The sequence below is a fragment of the Pseudomonas sp. GW821-FHT09E12 genome (assembly GCF_059416085.1).
On record NZ_JBWKOM010000003.1, the window covers coordinates 402,229 to 416,616 of the forward strand.

13 protein-coding genes are annotated in these 14,388 nt (G+C 60.0%); 6 read left to right on the forward strand and 7 right to left on the reverse strand.

The genetic code is table 11. The features are described 5' to 3' along the window. Window positions 1-5: 5 nt before the first annotated feature. Window positions 6-668: a response regulator gene (locus tag AC07PQ_RS10345; RefSeq protein WP_493185452.1), complete on the reverse strand. Its 663-nt coding sequence runs from the start codon at window positions 666-668 to the stop codon at window positions 6-8. Window positions 669-771: 103 nt separating this feature from the next. Here AC07PQ_RS10345 and AC07PQ_RS10350 point away from each other — a divergent pair, with 103 nt between their 5' ends. After that, complete coding sequence (locus AC07PQ_RS10350; RefSeq protein WP_124298080.1) at window positions 772-954, forward strand: hypothetical protein; 183 nt, start codon at window positions 772-774, stop codon at window positions 952-954. Between the two features lie 188 nt (window positions 955-1,142). After that, a complete protein-coding gene (locus AC07PQ_RS10355; protein WP_007923026.1) occupies window positions 1,143-1,427 on the forward strand; it encodes a DUF3509 domain-containing protein in 285 nt (94 codons plus the stop codon). Between the two features lie 166 nt (window positions 1,428-1,593). On the opposite strand, the gene AC07PQ_RS10360 is transcribed toward AC07PQ_RS10355, so the two are convergent. Next, window positions 1,594-2,463, reverse strand: coding sequence for a TIGR02285 family protein (locus AC07PQ_RS10360; RefSeq protein WP_493185453.1), 870 nt, complete (start codon window positions 2,461-2,463; stop codon window positions 1,594-1,596). 66 nt (window positions 2,464-2,529) lie between these two features. Then, window positions 2,530-3,729 carry a CaiB/BaiF CoA transferase family protein gene (locus AC07PQ_RS10365; RefSeq protein WP_493185454.1) on the reverse strand — a complete coding sequence of 400 codons (1,200 nt, stop codon included), beginning with the start codon at window positions 3,727-3,729 and terminating at the stop codon, window positions 2,530-2,532. Between the two features lie 149 nt (window positions 3,730-3,878). Between AC07PQ_RS10365 and AC07PQ_RS10370 the strand changes: the two genes are divergently transcribed. The 3 genes from AC07PQ_RS10370 (at window position 3,879) to AC07PQ_RS10380 (ending at window position 7,590) form a co-directional block, all read left to right on the forward strand. Beyond that, entirely contained in the window at window positions 3,879-4,418 is a 540-nt protein-coding gene (locus tag AC07PQ_RS10370) for a YaeQ family protein (protein ID WP_007923023.1), read from the forward strand. 61 nt (window positions 4,419-4,479) lie between these two features. Beyond that, window positions 4,480-6,189, forward strand: coding sequence for a single-stranded-DNA-specific exonuclease RecJ (recJ, locus tag AC07PQ_RS10375; RefSeq protein ID WP_007923022.1), 1,710 nt, complete (start codon window positions 4,480-4,482; stop codon window positions 6,187-6,189). 294 nt (window positions 6,190-6,483) lie between these two features. Further along, a complete protein-coding gene (locus AC07PQ_RS10380; RefSeq protein WP_009042333.1) occupies window positions 6,484-7,590 on the forward strand; it encodes an NADH:flavin oxidoreductase/NADH oxidase in 1,107 nt (368 codons plus the stop codon). Between the two features lie 191 nt (window positions 7,591-7,781). Here the strand turns inward: AC07PQ_RS10380 and AC07PQ_RS10385 are convergent, their stop codons facing one another. Then, entirely contained in the window at window positions 7,782-9,401 is a 1,620-nt protein-coding gene (locus AC07PQ_RS10385; RefSeq protein WP_492569360.1) for a glucan biosynthesis protein D, read from the reverse strand. 191 nt (window positions 9,402-9,592) lie between these two features. Between AC07PQ_RS10385 and AC07PQ_RS10390 the strand changes: the two genes are divergently transcribed. Further along, window positions 9,593-10,126, forward strand: a complete 534-nt coding sequence (locus tag AC07PQ_RS10390; RefSeq protein WP_493185455.1) for a GNAT family N-acetyltransferase — start codon at window positions 9,593-9,595, stop codon at window positions 10,124-10,126. A gap of 178 nt (window positions 10,127-10,304) precedes the next feature. Here AC07PQ_RS10390 and AC07PQ_RS10395 read toward each other — a convergent pair whose 3' ends face one another. The 3 genes from AC07PQ_RS10395 to AC07PQ_RS10405 all read right to left on the reverse strand — a co-directional run bounded on the left by AC07PQ_RS10395 (window position 10,305) and on the right by AC07PQ_RS10405 (window position 14,229). Beyond that, window positions 10,305-11,393 carry a DUF262 domain-containing protein gene (locus AC07PQ_RS10395; protein WP_493185456.1) on the reverse strand — a complete coding sequence of 363 codons (1,089 nt, stop codon included), beginning with the start codon at window positions 11,391-11,393 and terminating at the stop codon, window positions 10,305-10,307. A 4-nt stretch (window positions 11,394-11,397) separates the two neighbouring features. Beyond that, a complete protein-coding gene (locus AC07PQ_RS10400; protein WP_493185457.1) occupies window positions 11,398-12,210 on the reverse strand; it encodes an FRG domain-containing protein in 813 nt (270 codons plus the stop codon). Between the two features lie 594 nt (window positions 12,211-12,804). Beyond that, complete coding sequence (locus AC07PQ_RS10405; protein WP_493185458.1) at window positions 12,805-14,229, reverse strand: gamma-aminobutyraldehyde dehydrogenase; 1,425 nt, start codon at window positions 14,227-14,229, stop codon at window positions 12,805-12,807. Between the last annotated feature and the right edge of the window lie 159 nt (window positions 14,230-14,388).

A 14,388-nucleotide genomic window follows, 5' to 3' on the forward strand; every position in this document is an offset into this window, starting at 1 on the left:
GGGGCTCAGGCGAGCCCGTGTTCCTGCACGTAGATGTACAGCGCCGCGGCGCTGGACAGGCCGAGCTTGCGCATGGCGCTGACCTTCTGGGTGCTGACGGTCTTTTTGCTGCGGCTGAGCTTGGCGGCGATTTCCCCGACCGTCAGCCCGGCCGCCAGCAGGCGGATGACCTCGAGCTCGCGGGGCGACAGCTGTTCCCCGGACAACAAGCGATCCGGCCCGACCTCGCCCGCCAGGCTGAGAAGTTGCTGGATGGCCTGGGCGACAAACACCTTGTCGCGGCGCACATGGCTGATCGCCGCCGGCAGCTCGTCGGCCAGGCTGGCCTTGCTCAGCAGCCCCGAGACGCCCAGGTCGAGAATCGAACGGAACAGCCCGGCATTGTTGAGCATGGTCACCACCACGATCGGCAGCTGGGGATGATGCCGGCGCAATTGCTCGATCAGGCGCAGGCCATCGTTCTGCTGTTCGCCCGGCATCATGAAGTCGGTGACCAGTACGTCGCAGGGACAGCTTTGCAGCAGTTCGCCGAGGGCGGTCGGGGAGCTGGCTTCGCCGACGATCTCCAGGTGGTCGTCGCGCTCCAGGACGGCCCGCAGACCGATGAGGAAAATCGGGTGATCGTCGGCCAGGACGATCCGCAGTTTTTTATTGGACGTTTGATTCAAGACTCGCTCCGGTGAGAAGGCAGCATTTCGGACAGGCCCTGCAACCGGGCACCGCCATCGCTGCGCCGCCGGGCTTTGCCAACCGCTCGAGGAGAGGGCCCCCATGGCCACACCCCCACCTGCCAGAAAGACCTGCGCCAGGCCTGAAAATCCGCCTCGGGAGCAGGTCGCGATGCCGGTTCGGATCGACCCTCGGCGCTATTCCTGCCAACAGGCGGTATTGCGCTACAAGAAGGTCGAGGCGCTGATCGATCAGCCGGCTCCGTCGCGTTCGTTTCTGGTTTGAGTGCCGATTCTAGTCTGATCCGGGCTGTTTTTTATCTGTCATGTTTTGCGGGCATGCTGGATCGACTCAGGTCGGCAACCGCCAGCGGTTGCGAACTTTCTTCTCTGGGCGATGGTCACTTGAATGCCAGAAAGCTACCGGCATTGGTGTATTCGAGCCTTAATTCCAGCTATTGAGTGGTGATCGAGATGGAAAGTATCAGCCTATTGTTGGGTGAAGCTTTGAGCCCGTATCAGGTAACTCTGACCCCGCGCGCGCAGGGGGAATGCCTGGTGACCCTGAAGAATGCCTTGGGGGCCATCGTGGTCGAGCGCGAGTTCAGCCAGGCCCAGTTGACCGACAAGCGCCAGTTGACCGATGTCGTCGACGGTCTGCATCGCGACGTATTGATCGCCGAAGGCCGTCTGGAACCCTGTGTCATCGCGGCCTTGCGCAATGTGGCCCGGGAGAAGGCGTTCGACAGCGCACGCTGACTGGAATTTTCGGGAACCTTCGCAGCAAGCCATCAGTCAGACCCTTGGCAACAGGATCGAGCATTGTGCTCCGGTGCTTGTCGCCTGTTGCGCGGGTCTGGTTTCAGGCCACGTTTAACCCCGAGTCGTCTCCCCACTGCTCGGGGTTTCTTTTTGCCCGGATTTTTTATCGCTGCGGCGTGTCGCGGAAAAACGCCAGGGCATCGCTGCGGTATTGCTCGCGCTGCGACGGTTCCAGCCACTGGGCATAAAGCTCCAGCAAGGTGTGCGGGCGCAGTTCGAGCAGCGCCCGGTTGATGTGCTCCACCGCCTGCCGGCCCTGCGCTGTGTTCGAGCAGCCGACGTTCACTGACTGGTATCTGGGCATGCCCTGGATCGGGTAGAACTCCAGCTCATCGGGATCGATCCCTTGCTGTTGCGCCTGGAAACGGATTTCTGTCTGGTAACCGATCAAGGCTTTCAGGCGCCCGTGGCGTTGCATCTGCAGCAGGTTGCCGATGGCGCTGTTGCCGTAGTGGGCCATCAGCGCGCCGAGCGGAGCCTGTTGGAGCAGGCTGTCGATCGGTTCGCCATAACTGCGCTCGGCCACCACGCCCACATTGTGCAGGGGGCTGACCAGCAGTGCGCCCAGGTCGATCTGGCCGTCATGGATAAACGGCAGCAGGTCGGGACGGTCCTGGCGCCGTACCGCCAGGCCGTTGCTGAACATGCGAAAAGTGGTGATGGAAAACGCCAGCCATTGCGCCCGCTGCGGGGTGAACAGCAGCGCCGGATCGCAGACGAAGGGCAGTTCCCGGAGCATCTGCATGGCCCGGGCGCGGTTGACGTGCACGAACTGATGGTCGTACTCCGGCAGGCTGGCCATCAGCGCGGGCAGGGCCTGATCGATCACGCCCAGGCCTTTTTGCGGACCTTCGAAAATCGTCATCGGCGGCAGGTCGCGCAACACCCAGATCAGCGTGTCCCGGGCCTGGCTGGCCGGTGACCAGGCGCCGAGCGCCAGCAGCATCGACAACAGGCGTATGCCACGAATCATTCGCCTGCTACGGCATGGGGTCATCAGGCTGCTGATCCTTGTCGGTAAAAGGCATTGCTTTTCAAACTAGATCGCGCCGTTGTCACGCAGGCTTTTGATCTGCTGCTCGTCGTAGCCCAGGGCGCCCAGTACCTGGGCATTGTGTTCGCCGAGCGCGGGGCCGACCCATTCGGACGAGCCCGGGGTGTCCGAGAGTTTCGGCACGATGCCGGGCATCTTGAATGCCTTGCCGTCCGGCAGCTTGGCCTGGAGGAACATTTCCCGGGCGAGAAACTGCGGATCGCTGAACATGTCCTCGGCGCTGAAGATGCGGCTGGCAGGGACTTGTGCCTGGTTCAGCAATTCGAGCACGCGCTCCAGCGGCAGCGAGTTGACCCAGCGATCGATGACCCCGTACAGCTCGTCGCGCCGGCTGTCGCGGCCGTCGTTGCTGGCCAGGGCCGGGGCGTTGGCCAGGTCGTCGCGGCCGATCAGCAGCATGAAGCGCTTGAAGATCGCATCGCCGTTGGCGCCGATCTGCACATGCTTGCCATCGGCGCTGGTATGAATGGAGGAGGGCGTGATGCCGGGCATGATGTTGCCGGTGCGTTCGCGGATGAAGCCGAAGACATCGAACTCCGGGACCATGCTTTCCATCATGGCGAAGATCGCTTCGTACAACGCCACGTCCACCACCTGGCCCTGGCCGCCGTTGACCTCACGGTGCCGCAGGGCCATCAGCGCGCCGATCACGCCCCACAGGGCGGCAATCGAGTCGCCGATGGAAATGCCGGTGCGCACCGGCGGGCGGTCCTCGAAACCGGTGATGTAGCGCAGCCCGCCCATGGACTCGCCGACCGCGCCGAAACCGGGCTGGTCCTTCATCGGCCCGGTCTGGCCGAAGCCGGACAAGCGCACCATCACCAGCTTGGGATTGAGCGCATGCAGGGTGTCCCAGCCCAGGCCGAGCTTTTCCAGGACCCCGGGGCGAAAGTTCTCGATCAGGATGTCGGCCTCGGCCAACAGCTTCTTCAGCACCTCCAGGCCGTCCGGGTGCTTGAGGTTCAGGGTCAGGGACTTTTTGTTGCGCCCCTGGACGAACCACCACAAGGACGTGCCTTCATACAGCTTGCGCCACTTGCGCAGCGGGTCGCCGCCGTCCGGCGATTCGACCTTGATCACCTCGGCGCCGAATTCGGCGCAGATGCGCGAGGCGAACGGGCCGGCGATCAGGGTGCCGAGTTCGACGACTTTCAGGCCGGCAAGGGGTTTGGCGGTAAGCGGCATGGAAGATCCTTGTAGGACAAAGATTGGACGGTAGAGCCTTTTAACATAGCCCGGCGCTCCCTCGCCAAAGGATGATGGTGCGCGATTCGTGGATTGGCGCGTGCATCGGTTAGACTTGCCGCCTTTCCTCGTATCAAGAAGTCCCGTCCATGGCCCAGCCGTCTACCACCTACAAGTTTGAATTGAACCTGACTGACCTCGATCGCGGGGTGTACGAAAGCGTCAAGCAAACCATCGCCCGCCATCCGTCGGAAACCGAAGAGCGCATGACCGTGCGTCTGCTGGCCTACGCCCTTTGGTACAACGAACACCTGTCGTTCGGTCGTGGCCTGTCGGAAGTGGATGAGCCGGCCCTGTGGGAAAAAAGCCTGGACGACCGCGTGCTGCACTGGATCGAAGTCGGCCAGCCGGACGCCGAGCGCCTGACCTGGTGTTCGCGTCGTACCGAGCGCACCAGCTTGCTGGCCTACGGCAGCCTGCGTGTGTGGCAGACCCGCGTAGTGGACGCGGTGAAGAACCTGAAGAACCTCAATATCGCCGGCGTGCCCCAGGACGTCCTGGAAGTCCTGGCCAAGGACATGCCGCGCGTTATCAAGTGGGACGTGATGATCAGCGAAGGCACGATCTTCGTCACCGACGATCGCGGCCAGCACGAAGTCCAGCTGGAATGGTTGTTGGGCGAACGCTGAGTTCGCCACGCCGCGTTGTTTCGCCGTATCCCCCGTATCGAAGAGAAGCTTCTGTCACCCCATGCGTATCGAACCTCGTGAGTTGCCCGCCACCCTGCCGTTTCTCGGTGATCTGCCGCCGTTGCTGACCCGCCTGTACGCCGCCCGTGGCGTGCAGTCCGAGGCCGAGCTGGACAAGAGCCTGGCGCGGCTGATCCCGTTCCAGCAGCTCAAGGGCATCGAGGCGGCAGTCGACTTGCTGGTGACGGCGCTGGAGCAGCGCGAACGCATCCTGATCGTCGGCGACTTCGACGCCGACGGCGCTACCGCCAGTACCGTGGGGCTGCTCGGCCTGCGCCTGCTGGGCGCGGCCCATGTCGATTACCTGGTGCCGAACCGTTTCGAATATGGCTACGGCCTGACCCCGGAAATCGTCGCGGTGGCCCTGGAGCGCAAGCCGCAGTTGCTGATCACCGTGGACAACGGCATCTCCAGTGTCGAGGGCGTGGCGGCGGCCAAGGCGGCCGGGCTGAAAGTGCTGGTCACCGACCACCACTTGCCGGGCCACGAGTTGCCGGCGGCCGACGCTATCGTCAACCCGAACCAGCCCGGCTGCGAGTTCCCGAGCAAGGCGCTGGCCGGGGTCGGGGTGATCTTCTATGTGCTGATGGCGCTGCGCACCCGCCTGCGCAGCCTTGGCTGGTACGAAGCCAAGCCGCAACCGAATATCGGCGAGCTGTTGGATCTGGTGGCGCTGGGCAGCGTGGCCGACGTGGTGCCGCTGGACGCCAACAACCGCATCCTGGTGCACCAGGGGCTGGAGCGGATTCGCGCCGGGCGCGCGCGGCCGGGGATCAAGGCGATCCTCGAAGTGGCCAAGCGCGAGGCGTCGCGCATCACCTCCACCGACCTGGGCTTCATCCTTGGCCCACGGTTGAATGCCGCCGGCCGCCTGGACGATATGAGCCTGGGCATCGAATGCCTGCTCAGCCATGACATGGCCCTGGCGCGGGAAATGGCCAGCCAGCTGGACGAGTTGAACCAGGACCGCAAATCCATCGAGCAGGGCATGCAGCGCGAAGCCCTGGCCCAGCTCAAGGACTTGCCGGTGGAATCAATGCCGTTCGGCCTGTGTCTGTTCGAGCCCGACTGGCACCAGGGAGTGATCGGGATTCTCGCTTCGCGGCTGAAGGAGCGTTACCACCGGCCGACCATCGCCTTTGCCGACGCCGGCGAAGGCATGCTCAAGGGGTCGGCGCGTTCGGTGCCGGGCTTTCATATCCGCGACGCCCTGGACGCGGTGGCGGCCAAACATCCGGACCTGATCAGCAAGTTCGGCGGTCACGCCATGGCCGCCGGCCTGTCGCTGCCGGAGCAGAATTTCCCGGCCTTCGCCGAGGCCTTCGATGCCGAGGTGCGCCGCCAGCTGCGCGAGGAAGACCTGACCGGGCGCCTGCTGTCGGACGGCACCCTGGCGGTGGAAGAGTTCCACCTCGAACTGGCCCGTGCCCTGCGCCATGCCGGGCCCTGGGGCCAGCACTTTCCCGAGCCGCTGTTCCATGGCGTGTTCCAACTGGTGGAGCAGCGCGTCGTCGGCGAGCGCCACCTCAAGGTGGTGCTGCGCAGCGAATGCGGTTCGGTGAAACTCGACGGCATCGCCTTCGGCATCGACCGCGATATCTGGCCGAACCCGACCATCCGCTGGGTGGAGCTGGCCTACAAGCTGGACCTCAACGAGTTCCGCGGCCAGGAAACGGTGCAACTGATGATCGCCCATATCGAACCGCGCTGACCCGCGCGGACGCTTTCGCGGGCAAGCCTCGCTCCTACGAACGGTGGGCGCTGCTTCTGTAGGAGCCAGGCTTGCCGGCGAAGAGGACGCTGCGGTGTACCAGGCCGGGCACTGACAAAGTGCATCGGAACCCTGCTGGTCGCGCTGTTGTCGACTAGGCTCTAAACACTGCTTGATTGGCCTTGTGACGTTTTGTCCTTTTTCTCCCGCGGGGGCGGGCGCTGTTCCTTTCCAGTCACTCGTCGACTTTTCAAACAGAACCCTGGAGCCTGACCACTGATCGAGAGGTGCCCCATGAGTCTGCTGCTTGAGCCCTATACCCTTCGTCAATTGACCTTACTCAACCGCATCGCGGTATCGCCCATGTGCCAGTACTCCAGCGTAGATGGACTGGCCAATGACTGGCACCTGGTGCACCTCGGCAGTCGTGCCGTGGGCGGCGCCGGACTGATTTTCACCGAGGCCACGGCGGTCACCGCCGACGGGCGCATCACCGCCCAGGACCTCGGCCTGTGGAACGACGAACAGATTGCACCCTTGCAACGCATCACCCGGTTCATCACCGCCCAGGGCGCGGTTGCCGGCATCCAGCTGGCCCACGCCGGACGCAAGGCCAGCACCCATCGGCCCTGGCTGGGCAAGCACGGCAGCGTCAAGCCCGAGGAGGGCGGCTGGGTCCCGGTTGGCCCTTCGCCGATTGCCTTCGACCCGCAACACACGCCGCCGACCCAGCTCGACGAAGGGCAGATCGCCGCGATCGTCCAGGCCTTCGTCGATTCGGCCAAACGCGCCCTGGTCGCCGGTTTCAAGGTGGTCGAAGTGCATGCCGCCCATGGCTACCTGCTGCATCAATTCCTCTCGCCCCTGAGCAATCAGCGTCGCGACCAGTACGGTGGCTCCTTCGATAACCGCATTCGCCTGGTCCTGCAGGTGTGTGAGGCGGTGCGGGCGGTCTGGCCGGAAGAGTTGCCGCTGTTCGTCCGGGTGTCGGCCACCGACTGGGTGGAGGACGGCTGGAATCCGGACGAAACCGTCGAGCTGGCATGCCGCCTGAAAGCATTGGGTGTGGACCTGATCGATGTCTCGTCGGGCGGCACCGCGGTCAATGCCGAAATCCCCACCGGCCCGGGCTACCAGACCCGCTTCGCCGAACGGGTGCGCAAGGAGTCGGGGATCGCCACCGGCACCGTGGGCATGATCACCGAGCCGGCCCAGGCCGAGCATATTCTGCGCACCTGCCAGGCCGACATCATCTTCCTCGCCCGGGAGCTGCTGCGCGACCCGTACTGGCCGCTGCACGCCGACGACGACCTGAGCGGGCACAAGGCGATCTGGCCGGCGCAGTACCAGCGCGCGACCCATCGCGACCAGCCGATTCACGAGTCGGATCTGCGCGAGTGAGCTGCGCGGAGGCATAAAAAACCGGCCTGTGAGGGCCGGTTTTTTGTGCTGGCGGGCAACCTGTAGCCGCTGCCGCAGGCTGCGATCGACCGGGAACCGGTCGCAAATCGGGCGACGCGGATCGACTGAAGAGCCTGGGTCCGCTGCGCGGCCCATCGCAGCCTGCGGCAGCGGCTACAGATAGTGCTGCATCAGCTGTACTTGCGCTTGTCCGGTGCCGGCGGGAAGTACTGGTACAGCCAGGTTTCGCTCAGGGTGCGATCGTTGCTGCGGATGAACAGCCGCAGCTCCACCGGATCGACGCTGTCGTTGGTCGGGTACCAGTCGAAGAGCACGCGATAACCCTGGATCTCGTCCAGCTTCAGCACGTGGAAATCCTTGACCTGACCGTTCGACGCAGTGACCACGGGCTCGATGCCGGTGCCCTCCGGCAGCCGCTCCAGCCCGCCGCCGTTGAAGTCCACGGCGAAGCGCCGGGCCCAGACCGGCGGATAATGCTCGCCCGGCGCCCAGCCCTCGACGAAGCCGCCCATGCCCGAACGGGTGGCGTTGACCCGCGCCAGCGGCGTGCCCACCGGTGGCAGGGCGCTCCAGTACAGCTTGTAGCCGTAGTTCAGCGAATCCCCGGCGGCCAGCGGTGTTTTCGGGGTCCAGAAGGCCACGATATTGTCCAGGGTCTCGCCGGTGGTGGGGATCTCCAGCAGGTCGACCGAGCCTTCGCCCCAGGCGGTGGTCGGCTCGACCCACAGGCTCGGGCGCCGGCTGTACCAGTCCACGGTGTCCTGGTAGTTGGCGAACTCGTGGTCGGTCTGCACCAGGCCGAAACCCTTCGGGTCCTTGTCGGCGAAGGCGTTGAACTGCAGGGTCGCCGGGTTGTTCAGCGGACGGCAGATCCACTCGCCGTTGCCGCGCCACATGGCCAGGCGGTCCGAGTCGTGGATCTGCGGATGGATGGTGTCGCACATGCGCCGCTCATGGGTGCCGCAGCTGAACATGCTGGTCATCGGCGCGATGCCCAGTTGTTCGATGGCGGTGCGGGCGTTGACGTGCGCATCGACGTCCATCACCACGCGCTCGGCCTGGCAGTCGATGTCGAAGCGGTAGGCGCCGGTGGCGCTGGGCGAATCGAGCAGGGCATAGACCACGAAACGGGTGCTGTCCTTGTCCGGGGTCTCGAACCAGAACTGGGTGAAGTCGGGGAATTCTTCGCGCTTCTTGGCGTAGGTGTCGATCGCCAGGCCGCGGGCCGAGAGGCCGTACTGGCCGGTCTTGTCCACCGCGCGGAAATAACTGGCGCCGAGGAAGGACACCACATCGTGCCTGTCCAGCTCCGGGGCCTTGAACAGCTTGAAGCCGGCAAAACCCAGGTCGCCCTTGAGCTGCGGGGTGTCGACGCTGGTGTTCTGGTAGTTGAACAGCGACGGGCGGAAATGCACTTCCCGCGCCTGCCGGGTCTTGGCGTCGACGCTGTGCATGCGCACCGGCTGCTTGAAGCCCATGCCGACGTGGAAGAACTGCACGTCCAGCTGGCCGTTCAGCTCCTTCCACAGCGAGTGGTTGCCGTCGTACCGGATCGCGTTGAAGTTCTGCGGGGTCATGGTCGCCAGGGTCGGTGGCAGCACCTGCTTGGTGTCCACGTAGGGCTTGCCGGCCAACTGCTTGGCCCGGGCCTTGAGAATCTCGAAATCGAAGGCTTGCGCTTCGCCGTCGGCGGCGCCCGCCCAGGCCCGGGTGGCCAGCAGACCCGTGGCCGACAGGCCGGTGTAGGCGGCCAGCGCCATGGATGCTTTCAGAAGATGCCTGCGATGCATAAGTGAACCTTGTCAGGAGATCCCGAGCCTTTCCTGGCTGCGCTGGATTGGAAATGGAGGTTCGGTCATGCCTTCGGCCAAACACAACGGACTTTTAACAGCTGCCGGATAGAATAATCGGTTCGCCCGAGGCAAAAAATGCCCCGCGTGTATCGATACGTAAAACCACGGATGGCTTCAGGAAAACCAAGATGCTCAATGAACGCCCTTTGACCCCGCAAGACATCCCGCTGTTCAAACTGATTGACCGTGCAGAGCTGATCGAGGCGTTCTACCGCCTGCAGGACGGGCAACTGCTGGGTTATCCCCAGCGCGAGGTGGTGACCGGCTGGCCGCCCGGCGAAGCCGAGCATGACGCGCAGGTCTTGCAGGCGTGTGAACAGCGCGGCGGCTGGCTGTACGGGGTGTTCGACGAGCACCGGCTGGTGGCCGCCGCGGTGGTCGATTGCCTGGTGATCCACAACGCCGGCCTGCAGCTGCGGCAGTTGAAGTTCCTGCATGTCAGCCAGGCGTATCGCGGGCGCGGCCTGGGCCAGCGCTTGTTCGGCCTGGCCGCCGAGCAGGCACGGCGCATGGGCGGCGAGGGGCTGTATGTCTCGGCCACGCCGTCGCGCAATACCGTGGATTTCTATCGCCGCCTGGGCTGCGAGCTGTTACATGCGCCGGATCCGTGGTTGTTACGACTTGAACCGGAGGATATCCATCTGTGTTTGCGCTTTTCGTAGCCATTACCGAGAGATGTGGTTGGTGACGGAAGGCTTTATGGGACACAAATTAGCAGCGCTTTCAGTGCTTCTTAATTCAGTGCTTGAATAATATATGGCTCACAGAGTTTATGCTTGGATTAAGTTGGTGGTTTTAATGTGCCCGGTATTTTATACCGGGCATATATTGTCTGTGTTTTTATATGGTTTTTCTTATTCTTTTGCTTTGAGTTACCCATTTGATGAAGCGCTCTTGAAGTATCGCTAGTCGCCCTTTGTGACTTTGCAAATCGTTAGTGCTGCGATTTAAGTTGTCATACTCAACGAGTCGTCTGTCTAGGCCTTGGTCATTCCCGTGGTCTCTATTTTGGCTTCTCGCCTCTTCGAAACTTACTAAGAATTCACGTACTAAGTGGTAGTCTGTTTCTGGTAAATTTCTTATGAACCAGTAATAGACTGGCAGTATGCCTCCGTTCGCTAATAGCTTGTCTTTAGGAAGAAATATTTGTGACATGTCGTCAAGAACCTGAAATATACGACGCATTGATAGTTCGAGGGTGGCCTTTCCACGTTTTGCTGCATCTTTTGCAAATTCATCTAACGTTTTTTTCTTTGTTTCTACTAGGTCTTCACTGAATTCAAATATTAGTAGCTTTGCTGCTGCGTTTAAATCGGCGCCGCGTTTTACCGAAAAAGCAATGTTTGTGCTGAAAAAATCATGTTTAGTTATTTCTCGTATGACCTCAGGTGCCTTACCGACCATTGCATTACGAACTTCTGCGCCGGTGAGGGATTTGCTTCTATTTAGACGTACAAAAAGTTCATTGATCGGTGCGTCGGTGTTGGCGTATACACCGACTATCGTCAGCGGATAGGTCTCGAATATCTCGGCTATTTCTTGGTGGTTGTTTACTAGATCCTTATAGCCCAGTCCACCTAGTTTTAAGGAGGGATCTGCTAGGTAGACGAAGTCATCGTTTAGCGTGACTGTACCATCGAAGAAGTCGAATATGGCTTCAAATCGCTGTTTTCCATCAATGATTGCGTAAGGAAGCCTAATGCTATTTAGAGGAGAGTCGCTCCATGTATAGTCGGCCATATAGAGTTTTGGTACGTCGTATCCATTTAATATTGAATCAATCAAGTATGCTTTGTCGGTGTCAGACCAAAGTCGTCCTCGTCGTTGATAAGGCGGATCCATGTCAATTTTTCGGCGTCGACTTTTCCACCAAGTTAAAGGCTTTGGCTCTAATAATTGAACTTTGAACTGTGCTTTATGATCACGCATTTGTTTATACCTCGAATCCAAAATTTCTACGCATTTCAGCAGCAAGCCCATCTAAGTCTGGGTAAATTACTGACTCCGTTATGCCGTAGGAGAGAATCGACTTTCTCAATGCAGGGAGTAAAGATTTCTCTAATACTATTTTTTGTAAACAGTTGTTAGGGAAGTTCGATTGTTCGTATGCATCGTCCATTGATGATAGGTTTTGGCCGAATATAGTGAAAACACCTCGTTGGGCAACAATTCTTGGACTGTTGTGTGCTCCATATAATGCTACGGCATGGTTGTTCATGCCATTAAATGAAGGTGCTGGTTGATAACCTTTTATTTCAGGATCTTTTGTAACAAGAATTCCGCCATCAAAGCTCTGATGGTTTAGGGCGTGTTGGTTCCATTGGACCGGTTGTAATATCCATACAGCGGCATCTTCAGAAAATTTTAATGTGTCATTCTTGTGTACTGTGAAAGGGGCGGACATTACTGCAAAGTAGAAAGCTATGAATGGGTTTTCGCTCCAGTCCAGTAAACGTGTAGGAACTCTGTAGTGCTGCATGAAAAAGAGGGCGTCCCAGTCGTCAACAATGGATTTGTCAGAAAATGGGATGCTGCGTTGTCGGAAACGAATCATTGTGTCCCGTTCAAGTATTGCTATTTCTTGAGCAGTTTTCTTTTTCGTATGTCTATAGAGTCCAGGCAGTAATTTGTGTGATTTTTTTCCTACGCCTCTGAACCAAAGTGGATTGCCATCAGTGTTTAGTGCTTCAACTAGTTGTACGTATTCAGTGAATGTGTGTGGGAATAGCTCCGGGACACTTGGCATTAATGGTTCGCTCCTTGAGGTTTGAGTTTGATCTGGCAGTTTTTATTCTTGATGGGTCTTCATTTTTTAGACGCTTTATGTGTGTTTTGTTAAGTTTTTAAGAGTGCTAAAAATATTGTATTTTTTTCGTTTTGTAAAATGTTTTTTAAGGTGTTGTCTGAAATGTCATGCTAGGGAGTGTGCGTAATTCTGTGTTGACGAATTTTTGTTGTTTTTTGTTTTGCTGATTTTAATTTAGAGGATTAATAAGTTTTAATTTTGTGATTTTTGATAGTTTGTCCGTTCGTGAGCTTGATGGGCGTTTCAGGTAGGGGTTGTTTAGTTGTATGGTGTTGTTGGTGGGTTGATTGTTAAAAAAGAAAACTTTATCTTGATGGTGAAATTAAGCTTTGTGTTGTCATATTTATGTATGGTTTAGGGGGCAGGAGGTGAGGGGGGGAAGGTTATTTTATTTAAATAATGGATGATGTTGTGGCTTGTTTTTAAGCCCTCAGGGGAGGTCTTCATTACGTTCCTTGAATATGTATTCCGATTATCGTCGGCAAGCCCCACTTCTAAAAGTTAGGAGTGGGGCATTTTCTAGAATATTTTTTATTAATGCTTGAACATCACATGGCGCACGACGCTGTAGTCCTCCAGCCCGTACAGGGACATGTCCTTGCCGTAGCCGGAGAGCTTCTGCCCGCCGTGGGGCATTTCGCTGACCAGCATGAAGTGGGTATTGACCCAGGTGCAGCCGTATTGCAGGCGCGCCGAGAGGCGGTGGGCGCGGCCGACATCGGCGGTCCATACCGAGGACGCCAGGCCGTACTCCGAGTCGTTGGCCCAGCCTAGGACCTGGGCCTCGTCAGCGAAGCGGGTGACCGAGACCACCGGCCCGAACACTTCGCGGCGGACGATTTCGTCGTCTTGCCGGGCGTCGGCCAGCACCGTCGGTTCGAAGAAGAAGCCGTTGCCGTCCACCGCCTTGCCGCCGGTGACCAGGCGGATATGCGGCTGGGCGATGGCGCGCTCGACGAACCCGGCCACGCGGTCGCGGTGCTGGGCGCTGATCAGTGGGCCCAGTTCGGTATCCGGGTCGCCCTGCAGGCCGTATTTGATGCTGGCGACCGCCGCGCCGAGCTTCTCGACGAAGCGCTCATAGATACCCTCCTGGGCATAGATGCGGCAGGCAGCGGTGCAATCCTGGCCGGCGTTGTAGAAACCGAAGGTGCGGATGCCTTCCACGGCGGCGTCGATGTCGGCGTCGTCGAAGATGATCACCGGTGCCTTGCCGCCCAGTTCCATGTGCAGGCGTTTGACGCTGTCGGCGGTGCTGGAAATGATGTTCGAGCCGGTGGCGATGGAGCCGGTGAGCGACACCATGCGCACCTTCGGATGGGTCACCAGCGGTTGGCCCACGGTGGCGCCGCGGCCGAAGACCAGGTTGAGCACGCCAGCGGGAAAGATCGCCGCCGCCAGTTCGGCCAGGCGCAGGGCGGTCAGCGGGGTCTGCTCCGAGGGCTTGAGCACCACGGTGTTACCGGCGGCCAGGGCCGGGGCGATTTTCCAAGCGACCATCATCAGCGGGTAGTTCCACGGCGCGATGGAGGCGATCACTCCCACCGGGTCGCGACGGATCATCGAGGTGTGCCCCGGCAGGTATTCGCCGCCGGCCGAACCGCTGAGGCAACGGCTGGCGCCGGCGAAGAAACGGAACACGTCGGCAATCGCCGGGATCTCGTCGTTCAAGGCCGCGCTCAGCGGCTTGCCGCAGTTGTCCGACTCCAGCCGGGCCAGCTCCTCGCCATGGGCTTCGATGCTGTCGGCCAGCTTGAGCAACAGCAGCGAACGTTCTTTCGGCACGGTTTGCGACCAGCTCTCGAAGGCGCTGTCGGCGGCACGCACCGCGGCATCGACCTGGGCTTCGCTGGCCTCGTTGATTTCCACCAGCACCTTGCCCAGCGCAGGGTTGAATACCGCCTGGGCAGGGCCTTCGCCGCTGACCAGTTGGCCGTTGATCAAGAGTTTGGTTTGCATGGTCATGTCCTCTTCGAATCTATTGTTTTTCTATGGAAACGAGCCTCCGTAGGAGCGAGGCTTGCCCGCGAATTCGTGGTGTCTGCCAACGTCAATGTTGAAGGTGACGGCCTCTTCGTGGGCAAGCCTCGCTCCTACAGACCCGGGTTCCAAACCGGT

Bases quoted from the DNA above. Each gene is read 5' to 3' on its own strand.
- AC07PQ_RS10350 (WP_124298080.1), top strand. From the start codon at position 772: ATGGCCACACCCCCACCTGCCAGAAAGACCTGCGCCAGGCCTGAAAAT.
- AC07PQ_RS10355 (WP_007923026.1), top strand. From the start codon at position 1,143: ATGGAAAGTATCAGCCTATTGTTGGGTGAAGCTTTGAGCCCGTATCAG.
- AC07PQ_RS10360 (WP_493185453.1), bottom strand. From the start codon at position 2,463: ATGATTCGTGGCATACGCCTGTTGTCGATGCTGCTGGCGCTCGGCGCC.
- AC07PQ_RS10365 (WP_493185454.1), bottom strand. From the start codon at position 3,729: ATGCCGCTTACCGCCAAACCCCTTGCCGGCCTGAAAGTCGTCGAACTC.
- AC07PQ_RS10370 (WP_007923023.1), top strand. From the start codon at position 3,879: ATGGCCCAGCCGTCTACCACCTACAAGTTTGAATTGAACCTGACTGAC.
- recJ (WP_007923022.1), top strand. From the start codon at position 4,480: ATGCGTATCGAACCTCGTGAGTTGCCCGCCACCCTGCCGTTTCTCGGT.
- AC07PQ_RS10380 (WP_009042333.1), top strand. From the start codon at position 6,484: ATGAGTCTGCTGCTTGAGCCCTATACCCTTCGTCAATTGACCTTACTC.
- AC07PQ_RS10385 (WP_492569360.1), bottom strand. From the start codon at position 9,401: ATGCATCGCAGGCATCTTCTGAAAGCATCCATGGCGCTGGCCGCCTAC.
- AC07PQ_RS10390 (WP_493185455.1), top strand. From the start codon at position 9,593: ATGCTCAATGAACGCCCTTTGACCCCGCAAGACATCCCGCTGTTCAAA.
- AC07PQ_RS10395 (WP_493185456.1), bottom strand. From the start codon at position 11,393: ATGCGTGATCATAAAGCACAGTTCAAAGTTCAATTATTAGAGCCAAAG.
- AC07PQ_RS10400 (WP_493185457.1), bottom strand. From the start codon at position 12,210: ATGCCAAGTGTCCCGGAGCTATTCCCACACACATTCACTGAATACGTA.
- AC07PQ_RS10405 (WP_493185458.1), bottom strand. From the start codon at position 14,229: ATGCAAACCAAACTCTTGATCAACGGCCAACTGGTCAGCGGCGAAGGC.